This window comes from Thiohalocapsa marina (assembly GCF_008632335.1).
Taxonomy (GTDB): Bacteria; Pseudomonadota; Gammaproteobacteria; order Chromatiales; family Chromatiaceae; genus Thiohalocapsa; species Thiohalocapsa marina.
Window position 1 is genome coordinate 169,936 of record NZ_VWXX01000003.1, and the last position, 15,933, is coordinate 185,868.

The window sequence follows — 15,933 nt, forward strand, 5'->3', positions numbered from 1 at the left end:
CCTGCGGTTCAGAAGGTTGCGCGATTATGACCGAACAGGTGGCGCGGCGGCGATGCGAACTCGATGTAGATCCGCTGCGCCGGAATCCCCAGATACTGCTCGATGAAGTCGCACAGCCGCGCGGAGAAGGCCGCCGTCTGCGCCTCGGGCAGGCCCAGGCTCTTGAGTTCCAGGTAGGCCAGCGGCGCCGTGTCGCCGGCCATGCACATGTCCGCCACGGCCTCGACCATGACCATGACGTAACGCTCCGGTTTGCCGAGCATCTCCGCCACCAGGCCCGAGGCGCTGCGCAGCAGCTCCGGGCGGTTCACGGCGGTGAGATCGGCGTTGGTCTTGATGATCAGCGTGGGCATGGGGCGCGGCCTCCGCAGGTTGAGTGGGGAACGGGTTGCCTAGTTTGGAGAAATGCTGATTTTTGGCCAGGAGGCTAACAAATAGATATCTCCTTATCGCTCCGCGCAGTATACCCGCCAGGCCGGCGGCGCCTGATCGAGAGAGGCACTTGCCGGCGGGGGCAGTGCGCCATCTTGACCGGATCATGTCAGTTCAGGTATGTTCGAGCGTTTTCCGATTCAAACCAGCGCCTCGTGCGCGTCCCGACGGAGGATTCCGACCTTGGAGCTCAGCGGTGCCGAAATCACGATACAGGCGTTGATCGACGAGGGTGTGGAGTACGTGTTCGGCTATCCAGGCGGCGCGGTACTGCACATCTATGATGCCTTGTCCAAGCGCGAGGATCAGATCAAGCACATCCTCGTGCGTCACGAACAGGCCGCGACCCATGCCGCCGACGGCTACGCCCGCGCTACGGGCCGGGTCGGCGTCTGCCTGGTCACCTCCGGCCCCGGTGCGACCAATGCCGTGACCGGTATTGCCACGGCCTACATGGACTCCATCCCCATGGTGGTGCTCACCGGCCAGGTGCCCACGCCGGTGATCGGCAGCGACGCCTTCCAGGAGGTGGACACCGTCGGCATCACGCGCCCCTGCGTGAAGCACAACTTCCTGGTCAAGGACGTGAAGGACCTGGCGGTCACCATTCGCAAGGCCTTTCATATCGCCAGCTCGGGCCGACCGGGCCCGGTGGTGGTGGATATCCCCAAGGACGTGACGGATCCAAACATCCGCATCCCCTACGCCTATCCCCGCGAGGTCAGCATGCGCTCGTACAGCCCGGCGCAGCGCGGTCACCAGGGGCAGATTCGCAAGGCGGTGGAGAAGATGCTCGCCGCCCGGCGCCCGGTGATCTACACCGGCGGCGGCGTGGTGCTGGGAGAGGCGTCCGCATCGCTGGTGGACCTGGTGCGTTCACTGGGATTTCCCATCACCAGCACGCTGATGGGCCTGGGCGCCTATCCCATGTCCGATCGGCAATTCCTCGGCATGCTCGGCATGCACGGCACCTATGAGGCCAATATGGCCATGCATGAGACGGACTGCCTGGTCGCCATCGGCGCCCGTTTCGACGACCGGGTCACCGGCAAGATCGAGCATTTCTGTCCGCATGCCGAGATCATCCATGTGGATGTTGATCCGGCCTCCATCTCCAAGACGGTGCGGGTGGACGTGCCCATCGTCGGTCCGGTGCAGAGCGTGCTGCAGGACATGTTGTCCATCCTGAAAGAGTTGGGCGGCAAGCCGGACCAGACCGCGCTGGATGCCTGGTGGCGGCAGATCGATGAATGGCGCGGCATGGATTGCCTGCGCTACGACCGCGGCAGCGGGCTGATCAAGCCGCAGTTCGCGGTGGAGACCCTGCACAAGGTCACCAACGGCGAGCTCTACCTGACCTCCGACGTGGGGCAGCATCAGATGTTCGCCGCGCAGTTCTATCCCTTCGACAAGCCCCGGCGCTGGATCAACTCCGGCGGGCTCGGCACCATGGGCTTCGGCCTGCCGGCGGCCATGGGCGTGCAACTGGCGTTTCCGGATGCCCAGGTGGCCTGCATCTCCGGCGAGGCCAGCATCCTGATGTGCATCCAGGAAATGGCCACCTGCAAGCAGTATGACCTGCCCATCAAGGTGATCCTGCTGAACAACGGCTACATGGGCATGGTGCGGCAGTGGCAGGAATTCTTCTATGACAGCCGCTATGCCCACTCCTATGTCGATGCCCTGCCGGACTTCGTTGCCCTGAGCAACAGTTTCGGGCATGTCGGCATGCGGGTGGAGAAGCCGGACGAATTGGAGGGGGCGATGCAGGAGGCCTTTGCCCTGAAGGACCGCTTCGTCTTTCTCGATGTCATCGTCGACCCCACCGAGAACGTCTATCCGATGGTTGCCGCCGGCAAGGGTCACCACGAGATGCAATTGCCCCCGACCATGTCGGATCGGGAGCTGGCCTAGGCCACGCGACCTGCGCTGGCCTACCCGGGGCGCGCTGACGCCGTCGGCGTGTCCTGCGGTCCGTCGGTCCCGCCCGGTCCGTCCGAGTTCCAGGAAACAGAAACATGCGACACATCCTATCCATGCTGGTGGAGAACGAGTCCGGCGCCCTGTCGCGCATCGCCGGGCTCTTTTCGGCCCGAGGCTACAATATTGAGTCCCTCACCGTCGCGCCCACCGACGACCCGTCGCTGTCGCGCATGACCCTGGTCACCTGCGGTAATGACGACATCGTCGAGCAGATCAAGAAGCAGCTGAACAAGCTCATCGACGTGGTCAAACTGCAGGATCTGGCCGACAGCGAGCACACCGAGCGCGAGATGATGCTGATCAAGCTGAAGGCCGGCCGCCAGGACCGCGAGGAGCTCAAGCGCCTGACGGAGATCTTCCGCGCCAAGATCATCGATGTCACCGAGATCAGCTACGTCGTCGAGCTGACCGGTGCCTCCCGCAAGCTCGACGCCTTTATCCAGGCCGTGCCCGAAGGGTTGATCACCGAGGTGGTCCGCTCCGGAGCGATCGGCATCTCGCGCGGCGACAAGGGATTGACGCTCTGACGCCCGCACACCACTGAAATTTCTAACAAGACAGCAAGCAGCAGGATCTGACATGGCCATCAACGTGTACTATGACAAAGACGCCGACCTCTCCCTGATCCAGGGCAAGAAGGTCGCCATCATCGGCTACGGCTCCCAGGGCCATGCCCATGCCAACAACCTGAAGGAGTCCGGCGTGTCCGTGGTGGTCGGTCTGCGGCCCGGTTCCGCATCGGCGGCCAAGGCCACCAACGCCGGGCTCGAGGTGCAGGACATCCCGGCCGCGGTCAGCGGCGCCGACGTGGTCATGATCCTGGCCCCGGACGAGCACCAGGCCGCGCTCTACCGCGATCAGGTGGCGCCCAACATCAAGCAGGGCGCCGCGCTGGCCTTTGCCCACGGCTTCAACGTGCACTTCGGCCAGATCGAGCCGCGCGAGGACCTGGACGTGATCATGGTGGCGCCCAAGGGCCCTGGGCACCTGGTGCGCTCCACCTACACCCAGGGTGGCGGCGTGCCCAGCCTGATCGCCGTCTACCAGGACGCCAGCGGCAGCGCCCGCGACATCGCCATGGCCTATGCCTCGGCCAACGGCGGCGGCCGTGCCGGCATCATCGAGACGACCTTCCGCCAGGAATGCGAGACCGACCTGTTCGGTGAGCAGGTGGTGCTCTGCGGTGGCCTGACCTCGCTGATCCAGATGGGCTTCGAGACCCTGGTCGAGGCCGGCTACGAGCCCGAGATGGCCTACTTTGAGTGCCTGCATGAGGTGAAGCTGATCGTGGACCTGATCTACGAGGGCGGCATCGCCAACATGCGTTACTCCATTTCCAACACCGCCGAGTACGGTGACCTGACGCGCGGTCCGCGCATCATCAATGAGGACACCCGCGAGGAGATGCGCAAGATCCTGCGCGAGATCCAGACCGGTCAGTTCGCCAAGGAGTTCATGCTCGAGAACCAGGCCGGTGCCGCATCCATGAAGGCCATGCGCCGTCTCGGTCAGGAGCACCAGATCGAGCAGGTGGGTGCCCGCCTGCGCGAGATGATGCCCTGGATCCGCGAGAAGCAGCTGGTGGACAAGGACAAGAACTGAGGCTGTCGCCAGCTGCCAGCAGCTGCCAGGCTCCAGCCACCAGCTTCCAGCAGGAGGCTCGGTGACTGCGCAATCAAACCGCAGAGGCGCAGAGCACGCAGATAATGCGAAGAGGATCGCAAGAAGAATCTTCTTTGTCTCGTCTCTGCGTTCTCTGCGTCTTCGCGGTTAATCGGTTTGACGGCCGGCGGCTGTAGGCGTCATTCCCCTTGCCCTCTGATGCCCTGACCCTCTGTCACGAATGCGATCTGCTGCAGCGTAACCCGCCGCTGCCGCCGGGTGGCTCTGCGCAGTGCGTGCGCTGCGGGTGTCGGCTGCACAAGCATCGGCCGGACAGCCTGAACCGCACCCTGGCACTGGCGCTGGCGGGCATCGTGCTCTTCGCCATCGCCAACAGCTTCCCCTTCCTGTCGTTTCAGATGCAGGGTCAGACGACCCAGACCACCCTGTTCACGGGTGTGCAGGATCTGACCGAGCAGGGCAAGGGCGAGGTGGCGGCGGTTGTGTTCTTCACCAGCATCCTGGCGCCGGGTCTGCAACTGGCGCTGCTGCTGGCGGTGCTGTTGCCGTTGCGGCTGGGCGGGCGGCTGCCGCCGGGATACCCGACGCTGTTCCGCTGGTTCAAGACCCTGGTGCCCTGGGGCATGATGGATGTCTTCATGATCGGCATCCTGGTGTCGGTGGTGAAACTCACCGACATGGCCACCATCGTGCCCGGGCCCGCGCTGTTCTCGTTCGTCGTGCTGATCTTCGTGCTGGCCGCGGCCCAGGCGGCGCTGGATCCGGACATCGTCTGGGCGCGGGTGCCGCTGCCGCCGGCGTTGCGTCGCCGGCCCGACCCGTCGCAACCGGTGCTCGGCTGCGATGTGTGCGAACTCGTGGTGCCGGTACAGCAGGCGTCCCGGGATCGCCGCGGCCATGTGCGCTGCCCGCGCTGCAACGACCGGCTGCATCGGCGCAAGCCGCGCAGTCTGCAGCGCACCTGGGCCCTGGTCATCGCGGCCCTGGTGCTGTACATCCCGGCGAATCTCTACCCGGTGATGTCGGTCACGTCCCTGGGCAGGACGCAGTCCGACACCATCTTCAGCGGCGTGGTGTTCCTGCTGAACCATGACATGTGGCCGCTGGCGGCGATCGTCTTCGTCGCCAGCATCTTCGTGCCGCTGCTGAAGCTGCTGATCCTGATGTTTCTGCTGGTGTCGGTGCAGACGGGGTCCCGCTGGCGCCCCCGCGATCGCACTCGCCTGTACCGCATCACCGAGGCCATCGGCCGCTGGTCCATGGTGGACATCTATGTGGTGACCATCCTGGTCGCCCTGGTTCGGCTCGGCAACCTGGCCAGCATCCAGGCCGAGGCCGGAGCCGTGTTCTTCTGCGCGGTGGTCATTCTGACCATGCTCGCGGCGATGACATTCGATCCCAGGCTGATCTGGGACGCCCTTGAGCGGGACAGGGAGCGGGACAGGGGGCGGGACAGGGGGCGGGAAACAGCGCGAGACACGGGCGTGCGCCCAGGAGTAGTTGCCGATGCCGGACGAATCGAACCCACTGGCGCCAGCGCCTGATCCGGAGCGCGGCGCCGCGGACCTGCCGGAGGCCCAGGTGGTCCGCCGCGACCGCCTCTCGCTGGTCTGGCTGTTGCCCATACTGGCCGTGCTGGTGGGCGCCTGGCTGGTCTATCAGACGTTGGCCGAGCGCGGGCCCAGGGTGACCATCGAGTTCGCCGCCGCCGCCGGGTTGCAGGCAGGCAAGACCAAGGTGCGCTACAAGGACGTGGACATCGGCACGGTGACGGCGATCGAGGTCAGCGGGGATCTGAGCAAGGTCATCGTCACCGCGGAGCTTGTCCATGGCGCCGAGAAGTTCCTGACCGACCAGACCCGGTTCTGGGTGGCCCGTCCGCGCGTCACGGCCAGCCGTGTGTCCGGGCTCGAAACGCTGCTCTCCGGTGCCTATGTCGCCCTGGACCCGGTGCCCGGTGACCGCGGGCGGCGGCATTTCATCGGTCTCACGGATCCGCCGGTGATCACCACCGACGAGCCCGGAACCCATTTCAGCCTGCGTTCCAACAGCCTGGGATCGCTGAATCTGGGGTCGCCGGTCTACCACCGGCAGATCCAGGTGGGCCAGGTGGTGGAGTACGCGCTGGACGACGACGGCTCTGCCGTGACCATCGACATCTTCGTTGCCAGTCCGTACGACCGGCTGATCTACGCTAACACGCGCTTCTGGAATGCCAGCGGCGTTGACCTGAAACTGAGCGCCGACGGGGTCAGCATCGATACCCAGTCGCTGATCTCGGTGCTGATCGGCGGGGTCGCCTTCGACACCCCGGAGACGCTGGAGCACAAGGGCACAGCGGCTGGACCCGACCAGTTCTTTCCGCTCTATGCCAACCGCGATGCGGCCCATGAGCGGGTCTATCTGGACAAGGAGCACTATCTGCTGGTGTTCGGTGGCTCGGTGCGGGGGCTCAGTATCGGCGCGCCGGTGCTGTTGCGCGGCATCCGCATCGGCCAGGTGCTGGACATCCGGCTCACCTTCGAGCAGGAGCGGCTCGATTTCGTCATTCCGGTGCTGATCGAGGTGGAGCCGGAGCGGATCGGCCTGCCGGACGGCACCGAGCGCCCGCTGGGCAAGGCCCCGGCCGCGCTGGAGCGGCTGGTGCAAAGCGGCTTGCGGGCGCAGCTCAAGACCGGCAATCTGTTGACCGGGCAGCTGTACGTGGAACTGGACTTTCACCAGGATGCGCCGCCGGCCCGGTTGCAGGAGCGGGACGGTTTCCGCGAGCTGCCGACGCTGCCGACACCGCTGGAGGCCGCCGCCACCAAGCTCAACCGGATACTGACCCGGGTCGACGCCTTCCCGCTGGAGCAGATCGGCGACGACCTGAGCGCGACCATGGCCGGGGTGCGCGAGGTGGTGGAGTCCGATGCCTTGCGCAATGCATTGGCGGATCTGGAGGCGGCGCTGGCCGAGATCCGTGGGGTCAGCGAGCAGCTCGACAACCAGCTCGCCCCCGAACTGGGTCGTACCCTGCAGGCGCTGCAGCAGGTGCTGCAACACGCCACGGCCCTGATCTCGCCGGAGGCCGCGCTCAGCGCCGAGGTGCTGCACACCATGCGGGAACTGAGCGCCGCGGCGCGCTCTGTCCGCGTCATGGCCGATTACCTGGAACGACATCCGGAGGCCCTGATCCAGGGCAAGGGAGACATGCGTTGACGAATCTGATGACACGACTGCCGTACGGCCGGCTGACAGCCCTGCTGCTGATCTCGCTGTCGATGGTGTGGCTGCTGGGCGGCTGCGCCAGCTCGCCGCCATCACGGTTCTATGTGCTGACGCCCATGACCACAGCCACCGCCCCGGCGGCCGATATCGTCGGCGGCCCGCTGTCGCTGGGTGTCGGGCCAGTGGAATTTCCCCAGTTCCTTGATCGCCCGCAGATCGTCAGCCGGGGCGGCAACCGACTTCAGCTTGATGAGTTCGAGCGCTGGGGCGGGACGCTGCAGGACGATTTCCTGCGCGTCTGGAGCGAAAATCTGGCCCATCTGCTGGGGACCAGCCGCGTCGTGGTGTTCCCGTCGCAGACCCGCTTGGAGACCGATTTCCGTGTCCTTGCCGAGGTGCTCGGTTTCGAGGGCGTGCCGGATGCCGCGGTGCTGTTGAAGGTGCGCTGGGCGGTGTTCGACGGTGACCTGCAGCGCGCGCTTATGTCGCGGGAGGACGTCTACCGTTGTCCGGTGCGGGCGGCGTCGGCGGGCGATCTGCCGGCGCTTGCAGCCGGTAACGGCTCCGATGCCGGCGCTGATACCGGCTCAGCAACAGGGGCCCGGGTGGCGGCCATGAGCCGTTGTCTCGAGGCGTTCAGCCGCGACGTCGCCGCGGCGGTGCGCGCGCTGCCCCGCCCGGTGCGACAGACGGAGGGCAAGGCATGAACCGCGGCGCACAAGACACGGCAGACGCCGCATCGGCTGAACCGCCGGATACGTTCGACCAAGGCCTCAGCGAGGGCCCCAGCAAGAGTCAGGTCAAGCGCGATCTGCACGCATTGCAGACCTTGGCGGAGGAGCTCACCCGCCTGCCGCGAGCGGACCTCGAAGGTCTCGGCCTGGGCGAGGCCACCTGGCGGGCCATCGACGAGACTTCGCGCATCAAGGACCAGCGTGCCTTGCGCCGGCACTACAAGCGCATCGCCAACTGTCTGGCGCGCGAGAACACCGAGCCGCTGCAGGACCTGCTGGCGGCGCGGGAACAGCACGCCCGCGACGCCGCCGCGCGTCACCATGCGCTGGAGCGCTGGCGCCTGCGGCTGATCGAAGAGGGCGACGCGGCGCTGACCGATCTGCTGGCGGAGTTTCCGTCGGCGGATCGCCAGCAGTTGCGTCAGCTGATACGTGCCGCGCAGCGCGATCAGGCGCGGGGCCGCCCGGACGCCCCGCGCAAGCTGTTCCGCTTCCTGCGCGAGCTGCAGGGGCAGGTCTGAGCGCCGTTGCCGGCCCTGCCCATCTCCCAACGCGGCCCCGTGACCGGGGAACGACCCTATGACAGAACATCTCTATCACAGCGCCTCGGCAACCTTCGAGGCGGCGCTTCGTGTGCCCATCCTGCCGCCTGAGCACCGCTCGCGGCGGCTGCACGGACACAGCTACCGCGTGCGAGTACAGGCCGAGCTATCCGATGGCTGGGCGCCCTTTGCCGGCGCCGAGACCGATGCCTTGCAGCAGGCGCTTGCGGAGGCCGTGGCACCGCTGGACTATGCCGAGCTGAATGCCGAGGTGCCGGTGCCGACGGACGAGAACCTGGCGCGCTGGATCCGTCGGCGTCTGGCCGGGCGGGTGCCCGGTGTGCGCGCCGTCGGTGTTCGCAGCACCGCCGATACCGGCGTGGATCTGGATGCCGCGGACCATGCCCATCTGTGGCACCGATTCCGTTTCGAGGCGGCCCATCGCCTGCCCAGGGTGCCTGCGGGACACCCCTGCGGGCGCATGCACGGTCACGGCTTCGAGGTCATCCTCCATGCAGATCAGGATCTTGCCGGCGCAGACATGGGTATCGACTTCGACGTCATCGCCGCCGCCTGGGCTCCGCTGGCGGACGTACTCCACCACGCCTGCCTGAATGACCTGCCCGGCCTGGAGAACCCGACCAGCGAGCTGCTGAGCCAGTGGATCTGGCAGCGGCTCAGGCGCGAGCTGCCGGCGCTGAGCTGGGTCTCTGTCTACGAGACCGCCACCGCCGGCTGCCACTACGACGGCAAGCATTACCGCATCTGGAAGGATCTGCGCTTCGAGAGTGCCCTGCGCCTGATCCAGGCCCCGGAAGGCGATGGCCGCCGGCGTCTGCACGGGCACAGCTATCTGCTGCGGCTGCATCTGGTGGCACCGCTGGACGAGGTGCTGGGGTGGACTGTCGATTACGGTGACGTCAAGGCGCTGTTCAAGCCTGTCTATGCCAGGCTTGACCATCACCGTCTGGACGAACTGCCGGGGCTGGAGCAGGCGGATCCGGGGCGGCTGGCACGCTGGATCCGCTCCCAGGCGGTGGAGCCGTTGCCGCAACTGGCCCGCATCGACCTGCAGCAGACACCGGGCTGCGGCGCCATGCTCTGCTGGGGTGACCTGGGCCCGGCCCTGCCGACCTGAATCCGCCATCAGCATGTCCTATAGCCGGGTGGAACAAGCGCAGCGTTTCCACCTGCATTCTGCATTTCTACACCCGGTAGGGTGGAACAAGCGCAGCGTTTCCACCTGTATTCTGCATTTCTACACCCGGTAGGGTGGAACAAGCGCAGCGTTTCCACCCACATTTCCTGAACCAAAGGTTGGTGATCCAGCATGTCCTACAGCGTCAAGGAGGCCTTCTACAGCCTGCAGGGCGAGGGCGCACGCACCGGTCGGGCCGCGGTCTTCTGCCGCTTTGCCGGATGCAACCTGTGGTCCGGACGCGAGCAGGACCGCGGCACGGCGGTGTGTGATTTCTGCGATACGGATTTTCGGGGCACCGACGGCGACGGCGGCGGTCGGTTCGACACGGCACAGGGGCTGGCCGCGCATCTGCTGCACCTGTGGCGCGGGCAGCCGGACGAGCGCGCAAGTCCCTACGTGATCTTCACCGGCGGCGAACCCTTGCTACAACTGGACGCGGCATTGCTCGCCGTGCTGCACGACCATGATGTCGAAATCGCCGTGGAGACCAACGGTACCCTGCCGGTGCCGGACGGCGTCGACTGGATCTGCGTCAGTCCCAAGGCCGACGCCGGGCTGGTCCAGACCCGCGGTGACGAACTGAAACTGGTCTACCCGCAACCCCTGGCGCCGCCGGAGCGCTTTGCCGGCCTGGCATTCCGCCATTTCTTCCTGCAGCCCAGGGACGATACACAACGCGCCGCACATACCGCCGCCGCGGTGGCCTACTGCAAGGCGCATCCGCGCTGGCGCCTGAGCCTGCAGACGCACAAGTTGATCGGGATACCGTAAAGGAGCCGCCAGCCGCCAGCGGCCAGGCTTTGAACTTCAAACTTCGGCCTCCGGGCGCTGTTTGCATCGCGCCGTCTTTGTCGAGCCGACCGGCCAAAGGTGGCGGCGCGTGGCATCGTCTACATCCAGGCCGACAATCCGGCCATCGGACTGATGGCGGTGGTTTTTGCCGGCATGGCGGAGGTCTCCTCCAATGAGATCACCGTCTACGAAGGTCAGCATGTGGACAAGGGTGACCAGCTGGGGACGTTCCATTTCGGCGGTTCGACCCATCTGCTGATCTTCCGCCCGGGCGTGGAACTCGAATTCGATCTGCGTGGCCAGATACCGGGGCTGGATTCGCGGAACATTCCGGTTCGCGCCAAGCTGGCGACGGTGAAGCCCCGGCCATGAAGGCCAGGCCGCCTCACGCGGCCATGCGTTGAATGATTGAGGCAACATAGGTGCTGCGTTGATCCTCCATGAACAGCACATGCAGTTCCTCAAGCTCCTGGATCGTCTTGCCCCAGTTCAGCTTGCCGAAACGGGTCGGCGTGACGATGAAGCTGTTCAGGACGACGTTTTCGCTGGCGAGCCGTGCCTGGATGTCCTTGATGACGCGATGGAATTCGATCTTCTTGTGGCCGGGGCCTTCGTGCTGCAGCCCGTGAGGTTCAACGAAGGCCAGGTGTTGCTTGCCGTCCTTCACCAGCCACAAGAGGAAGTCGGGGTAGAAGTTCCCGGCCTCGAAGAATCCCACGCCACGGCCGCGGCTTTCGTTGCGTAGCAGGAAGAGTTCAACCCCCTCAGACTTCAGCCGCGCCTGCTCACGCTCGATGTAGATGCGCAGATCATCGAGAAACTGGAATTCGCTTTCGTTCAGGGAGACGGGGGCAATCTGGATCTTGCTGCCCTTGGCGACATGCAGCACCGGCTCGTAGAGATGGGTGCCGAACAGGCAAGCCTGCAAATCCCCAGCACGGAGAATGCCGCCATTTCGCGCGGTGATCTCGCCCGTCAGCGTTTTAATATCGTTGATCAGCGCGGCCTCGCTGGCGTCCACGATAAGCTGGTATTCGTCAGCGTCTGGCAGGCTGCCGTCGCCGGATGTGATCTCGCGGAGTTCCAGACGCGGTTCGATGAACGCGGCCTTGCAGTCGTTGTAATACGCCTCCGCAAACTTCTGTAGCAGCTCGGCGGCCATTTCCTGCCAGAGTGCGACGTTGGCAAAGTCGGTGAACGCCATCTTGCCGGAGGGCACCACCACTGTGTACCAGGTGCGATCGGCCAGCAATTCCTTGAGCTTAGGCTTGGTGATGTTCAGGTTGTACCAGGTGCGCTCGCGCTTGAACTTCTCCAGCCGGAAAAACAGGTCGTCGTAGTCCAGAAAGGCCAGATGGTCGTCGCTGAAAACGGTTTCTTCCTTGTCACCTGGTTTTGAAACCTGCTGGCCAACCACAAGAGACTGGATGCGGGGGTACCAATCGATCTCAATGCCTTTCTGCTGAATTTTCTCTGGCACCAAGCCCAACGACGGCACCGCACCGTCACGCTTGAAGTCGTATTCGCGGCCGTCGCCGCGCTTCTTGCGCGGGCGCAGCACCTTCAGGCGCTGCCCGAAATCGTAGGTTACGGTGAGTGGCACCGTGATGATCGTCTTCTGGTCGTTGCGCGGCAGCTCTTCCTCTTCGAGGAACTTGCGGAAGCGCTCCATGAAGTCGGCCTCGATGCCGAACACGTTCAGGGTCTCGACGTACTGGATCAGCTCTGGCTGGTGGGTTGGGGTAGCGAAGCCGCTGCGCTGCAGTGACCAGTCATAGCCTTTGAGACGCACGCCACGACCGAAAAGCTGGATGATCTGTGCGCCTTCGCTCTTGCCGACATGCATAAGGCCGAGGGTGCTGACGCGCCAGCAATCCCAACCCTCAACGAAGCGTTTGGAACCGATCAGCAGGTTTAGCGGCGAGCTGGACTGGTTGATCTGCCCAAACATCGTCTCGCTGAATTCGGAGTCCAGCACTTCAATATTGTCGAAGTTCTGTTCCGCGATATGAGCAGCCAGCCCGGATGCGTCGCCGACGTTGATCAGGCCAAAGGGTTCGTCGGCGTGGCCGACGCGCAGCATGATCTCGTTCTCGTCGCCCTTGATGCGCGCGATCGACAGCTCGCCACCGGCTTTGTTCTGGAACAGCTTGCCGAGGATGTCGCGGAACAGGTCGCCCGGCTTCCAGCCTTCGCGCTGCATGAGTTCCCGCAAATAGAGGAAGCCACCGGCGAAGATATCGCTGCCGTTCTCATCGAGCAGGCCCGTCTCCTGAGCATTACCCGTCAGAATTCGCTCGACCTCCGCGGCCGAGTCGGCTTCGCTTTTGAGGAAACGGGCGATGAAAGCGAGGATCTTGCCGACATCCGATACCGTTGCCTTTTCCGCCTTGCTGCCGGTCGCCTTGGTCACGCTGGAACCGACGAACACCCACAGCGGCTTCTCGATATTGTACGGCGCGTACAGTGCGTGTTTATCCGCATACAGCTTGAGCTGCTGGTAAAAGCTCAGCAGACAGGCCGTCAGGTAGGAAAACTCCAGCTCGGCGAAGGTCCGCGGTAGGTTGAAGATGCGATAATCCTTGCCGTAACCGTCCTCGTAGAAATAGCGGTAGGAGTAATCGAACAGGATCGCCTTGGCATAGGACGCCTCGATCTCCGGTCGCTTGGCTGCGGTCACGGCTTCTTTCAGGGTCGCCGAGTACTCGAACACAAAACCTTTTTCCGAAAGGCGCGCCCGGCTGCCGAACCAGCCGCGTTCTTCCTGGCTGCCCATGCCCCGATGGGCCTCATCGACGAGCAACAGGTTCTGGTCGCCCAGGTTGCGGGTTGCGATCACATTCGGCCCGTCTGTGTCGCCGAGCTTGGTGACCTCGGTGTAGTCCACCTGCCGCAGACCGTTCTTGCCCGAGGACAGCAGGTCGCCGCTGTCAGTGAGCAGACGCTCGGCGGTGATGTTGCTGCCCTTCATCTCGCGTGCGTGTTGCAGGGAAAGCCCCTCGTTGGGCGTGATCAACACGGTGCGGGTCAGGTCGTGCTTGAACGGCGACTTTTCGGCATAGTGGCGGAACTGCAGGAAGTTGACGTGCATCAGCAGCGTCTTGCCCGAGCCGGTGGCGTTCTGCAGACAGAGCTTGTTCAGATCGTCGAGGCTGTAGGGCGTGATGCCGGTTGCAATGCCTGCACCGGTCCAGTAGGTGTTGAAGGCCGTGACATAGCCGTTGAGGGCCTCCCGCAGCGCGTCGCGGTCAGCGAAGAAACGGTCGAGATAGATCTCGGCGAACAGCAGTGACAGCCACTGGTAGTACTTCCAGACGATGGGTCGGTCGCGTTTCTCGTTGATCGCCAGGGTGTGGCTGACGATGTTGTGCTCGTAGCGCAGCAGGTCGGTCGGGGTGATCTGGGCGTTCGCCTGCAGGTGAACGTCGAGTGCCTTGTAGAAGTGGTGCAGGTTCTCGGCCGTCATGCCCTCCTGGGCGTCCTTGACGGTCTTGGCCAGCGGTAGCACCGGGCGCAGGGTGCGCTTGCCGTCCTTGTGGTCCTGCAACGGATCGAAGCCGAACAGGCTCACGATCCACTGGTTGAGTACCAGCTTGTGGCCGAAGGGCAGCGGCTTGGTCTTGGTGGCGGGTTTACGCTTGGCCATGAGCGCCTCCTGCCAAGGCCGAAATCTGTGCTATCCAGCCATCGAATATCGGGCAAGCGGCGCGCATTCTTGATATTCCGATCTGCTCGGCGATGGCGATCCCGGTGGTCGTCTTCTTGAAGCGGTTGGCGAGTTGCCCCAGGCGCTTGCTCGGTGCCGTCTCCGGCCTGTCGTTGATCCTTTCCGGCTCGCCGCACTCATTCAATATGGCGTCGATGCGTTGCTGACGCACGCCCAGGTTCGATGCCAGGCAAGCGGGGTCACTGAAGTACAGTGCTTCGGTCTCGTGCATCGAGACATAGGGGATAAAGCGAGTCTTGGGTTGGCAGTCCGGGAACAGGCGGGCGATTTCCGCCATGGTGGCTTGGTTCATGGTCGCGGCCTTTTGCGCGTGGTCAGTCAAGGCTTTGGAGGCCGCAAAACCCGGCCAATCGGGTTTGATGCCGTAGTAATCGACCAGGGTAGAAACCCAGGTATCCGAACGTTGTTTGAGATGTTCTCCAATGTCGTTTTTCGCGCGGGAAAACCGCACGTCTCCCCCTTTCTGACCCTGTTTCGACAAGATGACTGGTGTCAGATACACCCTCTGGCTCGCCAGGTAGGGAGCGAGAATTTTCTCAGCAAATATCTTTTCCGTTCGCCCCTCCACCAGTACCACCACTTCGGCGTAGTCATTCATGTACCGGCCCTCCGGAAATCACATTTTTGCTCCAGAGTTCACCGAGGGAATAGCTTTCAAGCCAGACATCAAAGTCCTTCTCTTGCAGCCGTTCAAAAGTGGATGCGCCGTCCTTCCGGTTGACGACCACGATATCTTCCACGCCGAAATAATCGATCAGCGCGGGGGATTGGGTGGAGACGATCAACTGGGTCTGTTTGGCCGCCGATTCGATCAGTTCCGCCAGAATGGCAATGGCCTCCGGATGCAGCCCCAGTTCCGGTTCGTCGATAATGATGGTTGACGGTGGATCGGGTTGTAGCAGCGCCGTGGCCAGGCAAATGAAGCGGATGGAGCCATCGGACAACTGCGAGGGCCGCATCGGGTAATCCTTGAGTCCCTTTTGCCGCCAGTCGAGCCGCAGGTTGTCATGGCTGTTCGGCTCAAGAATGAAATCATCAAAGAAGGGAATGACCAGACGAACCGCGCTGACAATCTCGTTATAGACGCCGGGATGGTCTGTCTTCAGGGCGTAGAGGTAGGGCGCAATGTTGGCGGCATCCAGGAACAAGGTCTCCGCGTGGCCCCGGTCGTGATACCGGCGCATGCCGGATGCGACACTGGTGTCGTGGAAGTGATAGATCTTCCAGGAGCAGATCGCGTTGTAGGTGTACCAGGATGCTCCATGTTTGCTTTGCAGTCCGGGATTGTCTTTATCGGACAAGATCTCTGGATTGAAATTGCCGCTGCCGAGATTTCGCGTTGAATGGGCCGGAAAATAGTGGCGCCGTTCGTTGTTGATCAGAAAAAAACCGTCCTGGGTCGGCGCAAGCTCAAAATCGTAGCCATTCTGCCCGAAGGCCATCTTCACGCTGATGGCCGCCGTCTGTTTCGGGCCGCCGAAGAGAAATGCGTCGGCATTGCCGGCCACATATTCCTTGAGGCCGTCCGGTTTCATCATGGCGGAAACCATCCGAAAGAATTCCACCAAATTACTCTTTCCCGCGCCGTTCCCGCCAATCAGGATGTTCAGGCTTTTCAACTCGAAATCGTCCAGCTCGCGGATGGACTTGAAGCCTCTGACGGTCAATTTATCGAGCGACACGCCCATG

At 63.7% G+C, this 15,933-nt stretch carries 14 protein-coding genes; 10 read left to right on the forward strand and 4 right to left on the reverse strand.

Going from position 1 to position 15,933, the window contains the following annotated elements:
• Positions 1-8: 8 nt before the first annotated feature.
• A complete protein-coding gene (locus tag F2Q65_RS03600) occupies positions 9-353 on the reverse strand; it encodes a phenylpyruvate tautomerase MIF-related protein (RefSeq protein WP_150090498.1) in 345 nt (114 codons plus the stop codon).
• Between the two features lie 262 nt (positions 354-615).
• On the opposite strand from F2Q65_RS03600, the gene F2Q65_RS03605 reads away from it, so the two are divergent.
• The 10 genes from F2Q65_RS03605 to F2Q65_RS03650 all read left to right on the forward strand — a co-directional run bounded on the left by F2Q65_RS03605 (position 616) and on the right by F2Q65_RS03650 (position 10,889).
• Positions 616-2,346, forward strand: a complete 1,731-nt coding sequence (locus F2Q65_RS03605) for an acetolactate synthase 3 large subunit (protein WP_150090500.1) — start codon at positions 616-618, stop codon at positions 2,344-2,346.
• 104 nt (positions 2,347-2,450) lie between these two features.
• A complete protein-coding gene (gene ilvN / locus F2Q65_RS03610) occupies positions 2,451-2,942 on the forward strand; it encodes an acetolactate synthase small subunit (RefSeq protein WP_150090502.1) in 492 nt (163 codons plus the stop codon).
• A gap of 58 nt (positions 2,943-3,000) precedes the next feature.
• On the forward strand, positions 3,001-4,017 hold the full coding sequence (gene ilvC, locus F2Q65_RS03615; protein ID WP_211353943.1) for a ketol-acid reductoisomerase: 1,017 nt from the start codon (positions 3,001-3,003) through the stop codon (positions 4,015-4,017).
• Positions 4,018-4,226: 209 nt separating this feature from the next.
• The gene (locus F2Q65_RS03620; protein ID WP_150090506.1) at positions 4,227-5,582 is read left to right on the forward strand and encodes a paraquat-inducible protein A; all 1,356 of its coding nucleotides are present in this window, start codon (positions 4,227-4,229) and stop codon (positions 5,580-5,582) included.
• Complete coding sequence (locus F2Q65_RS03625) at positions 5,545-7,239, forward strand: PqiB family protein (RefSeq protein WP_150090508.1); 1,695 nt, start codon at positions 5,545-5,547, stop codon at positions 7,237-7,239. Before F2Q65_RS03620 ends, F2Q65_RS03625 begins: the two co-directional genes overlap by 38 nt.
• Before the next feature lie 8 nt (positions 7,240-7,247).
• A complete protein-coding gene (locus tag F2Q65_RS03630) occupies positions 7,248-7,955 on the forward strand; it encodes a PqiC family protein (RefSeq protein ID WP_150090510.1) in 708 nt (235 codons plus the stop codon).
• The gene (gene yjgA / locus F2Q65_RS03635) at positions 7,952-8,503 is read left to right on the forward strand and encodes a ribosome biogenesis factor YjgA (RefSeq protein WP_150090512.1); all 552 of its coding nucleotides are present in this window, start codon (positions 7,952-7,954) and stop codon (positions 8,501-8,503) included. The genes F2Q65_RS03630 and yjgA overlap by 4 nt, the downstream gene beginning before the upstream one ends.
• 58 nt (positions 8,504-8,561) lie before the next feature.
• Positions 8,562-9,662: a 6-carboxytetrahydropterin synthase gene (locus F2Q65_RS03640; RefSeq protein WP_150090514.1), complete on the forward strand. Its 1,101-nt coding sequence runs from the start codon at positions 8,562-8,564 to the stop codon at positions 9,660-9,662.
• 192 nt (positions 9,663-9,854) lie between these two features.
• Positions 9,855-10,496 (forward strand): 7-carboxy-7-deazaguanine synthase, encoded by a 642-nt coding sequence (gene queE / locus F2Q65_RS03645; protein ID WP_150090516.1) that lies wholly within the window; start codon positions 9,855-9,857, stop codon positions 10,494-10,496.
• 99 nt (positions 10,497-10,595) lie between these two features.
• Entirely contained in the window at positions 10,596-10,889 is a 294-nt protein-coding gene (locus tag F2Q65_RS03650; protein ID WP_246155949.1) for a phosphatidylserine decarboxylase, read from the forward strand.
• Between the two features lie 13 nt (positions 10,890-10,902).
• Here the strand turns inward: F2Q65_RS03650 and F2Q65_RS03655 are convergent, their stop codons facing one another.
• Genes F2Q65_RS03655 through F2Q65_RS03665 form a run of 3 tightly spaced genes read right to left on the reverse strand, consistent with a single transcriptional unit; the run spans position 10,903 to position 15,932 of the window.
• Positions 10,903-14,163 (reverse strand): DEAD/DEAH box helicase, encoded by a 3,261-nt coding sequence (locus F2Q65_RS03655; RefSeq protein ID WP_150090520.1) that lies wholly within the window; start codon positions 14,161-14,163, stop codon positions 10,903-10,905.
• Complete coding sequence (locus F2Q65_RS03660; protein WP_150090522.1) at positions 14,150-14,842, reverse strand: DUF4276 family protein; 693 nt, start codon at positions 14,840-14,842, stop codon at positions 14,150-14,152. Before F2Q65_RS03660 ends, F2Q65_RS03655 begins: the two co-directional genes overlap by 14 nt.
• Positions 14,835-15,932 (reverse strand): AAA family ATPase, encoded by a 1,098-nt coding sequence (locus F2Q65_RS03665; protein ID WP_150090524.1) that lies wholly within the window; start codon positions 15,930-15,932, stop codon positions 14,835-14,837. The genes F2Q65_RS03660 and F2Q65_RS03665 overlap by 8 nt, the downstream gene beginning before the upstream one ends.
• Between the last annotated feature and the right edge of the window lies 1 nt (position 15,933).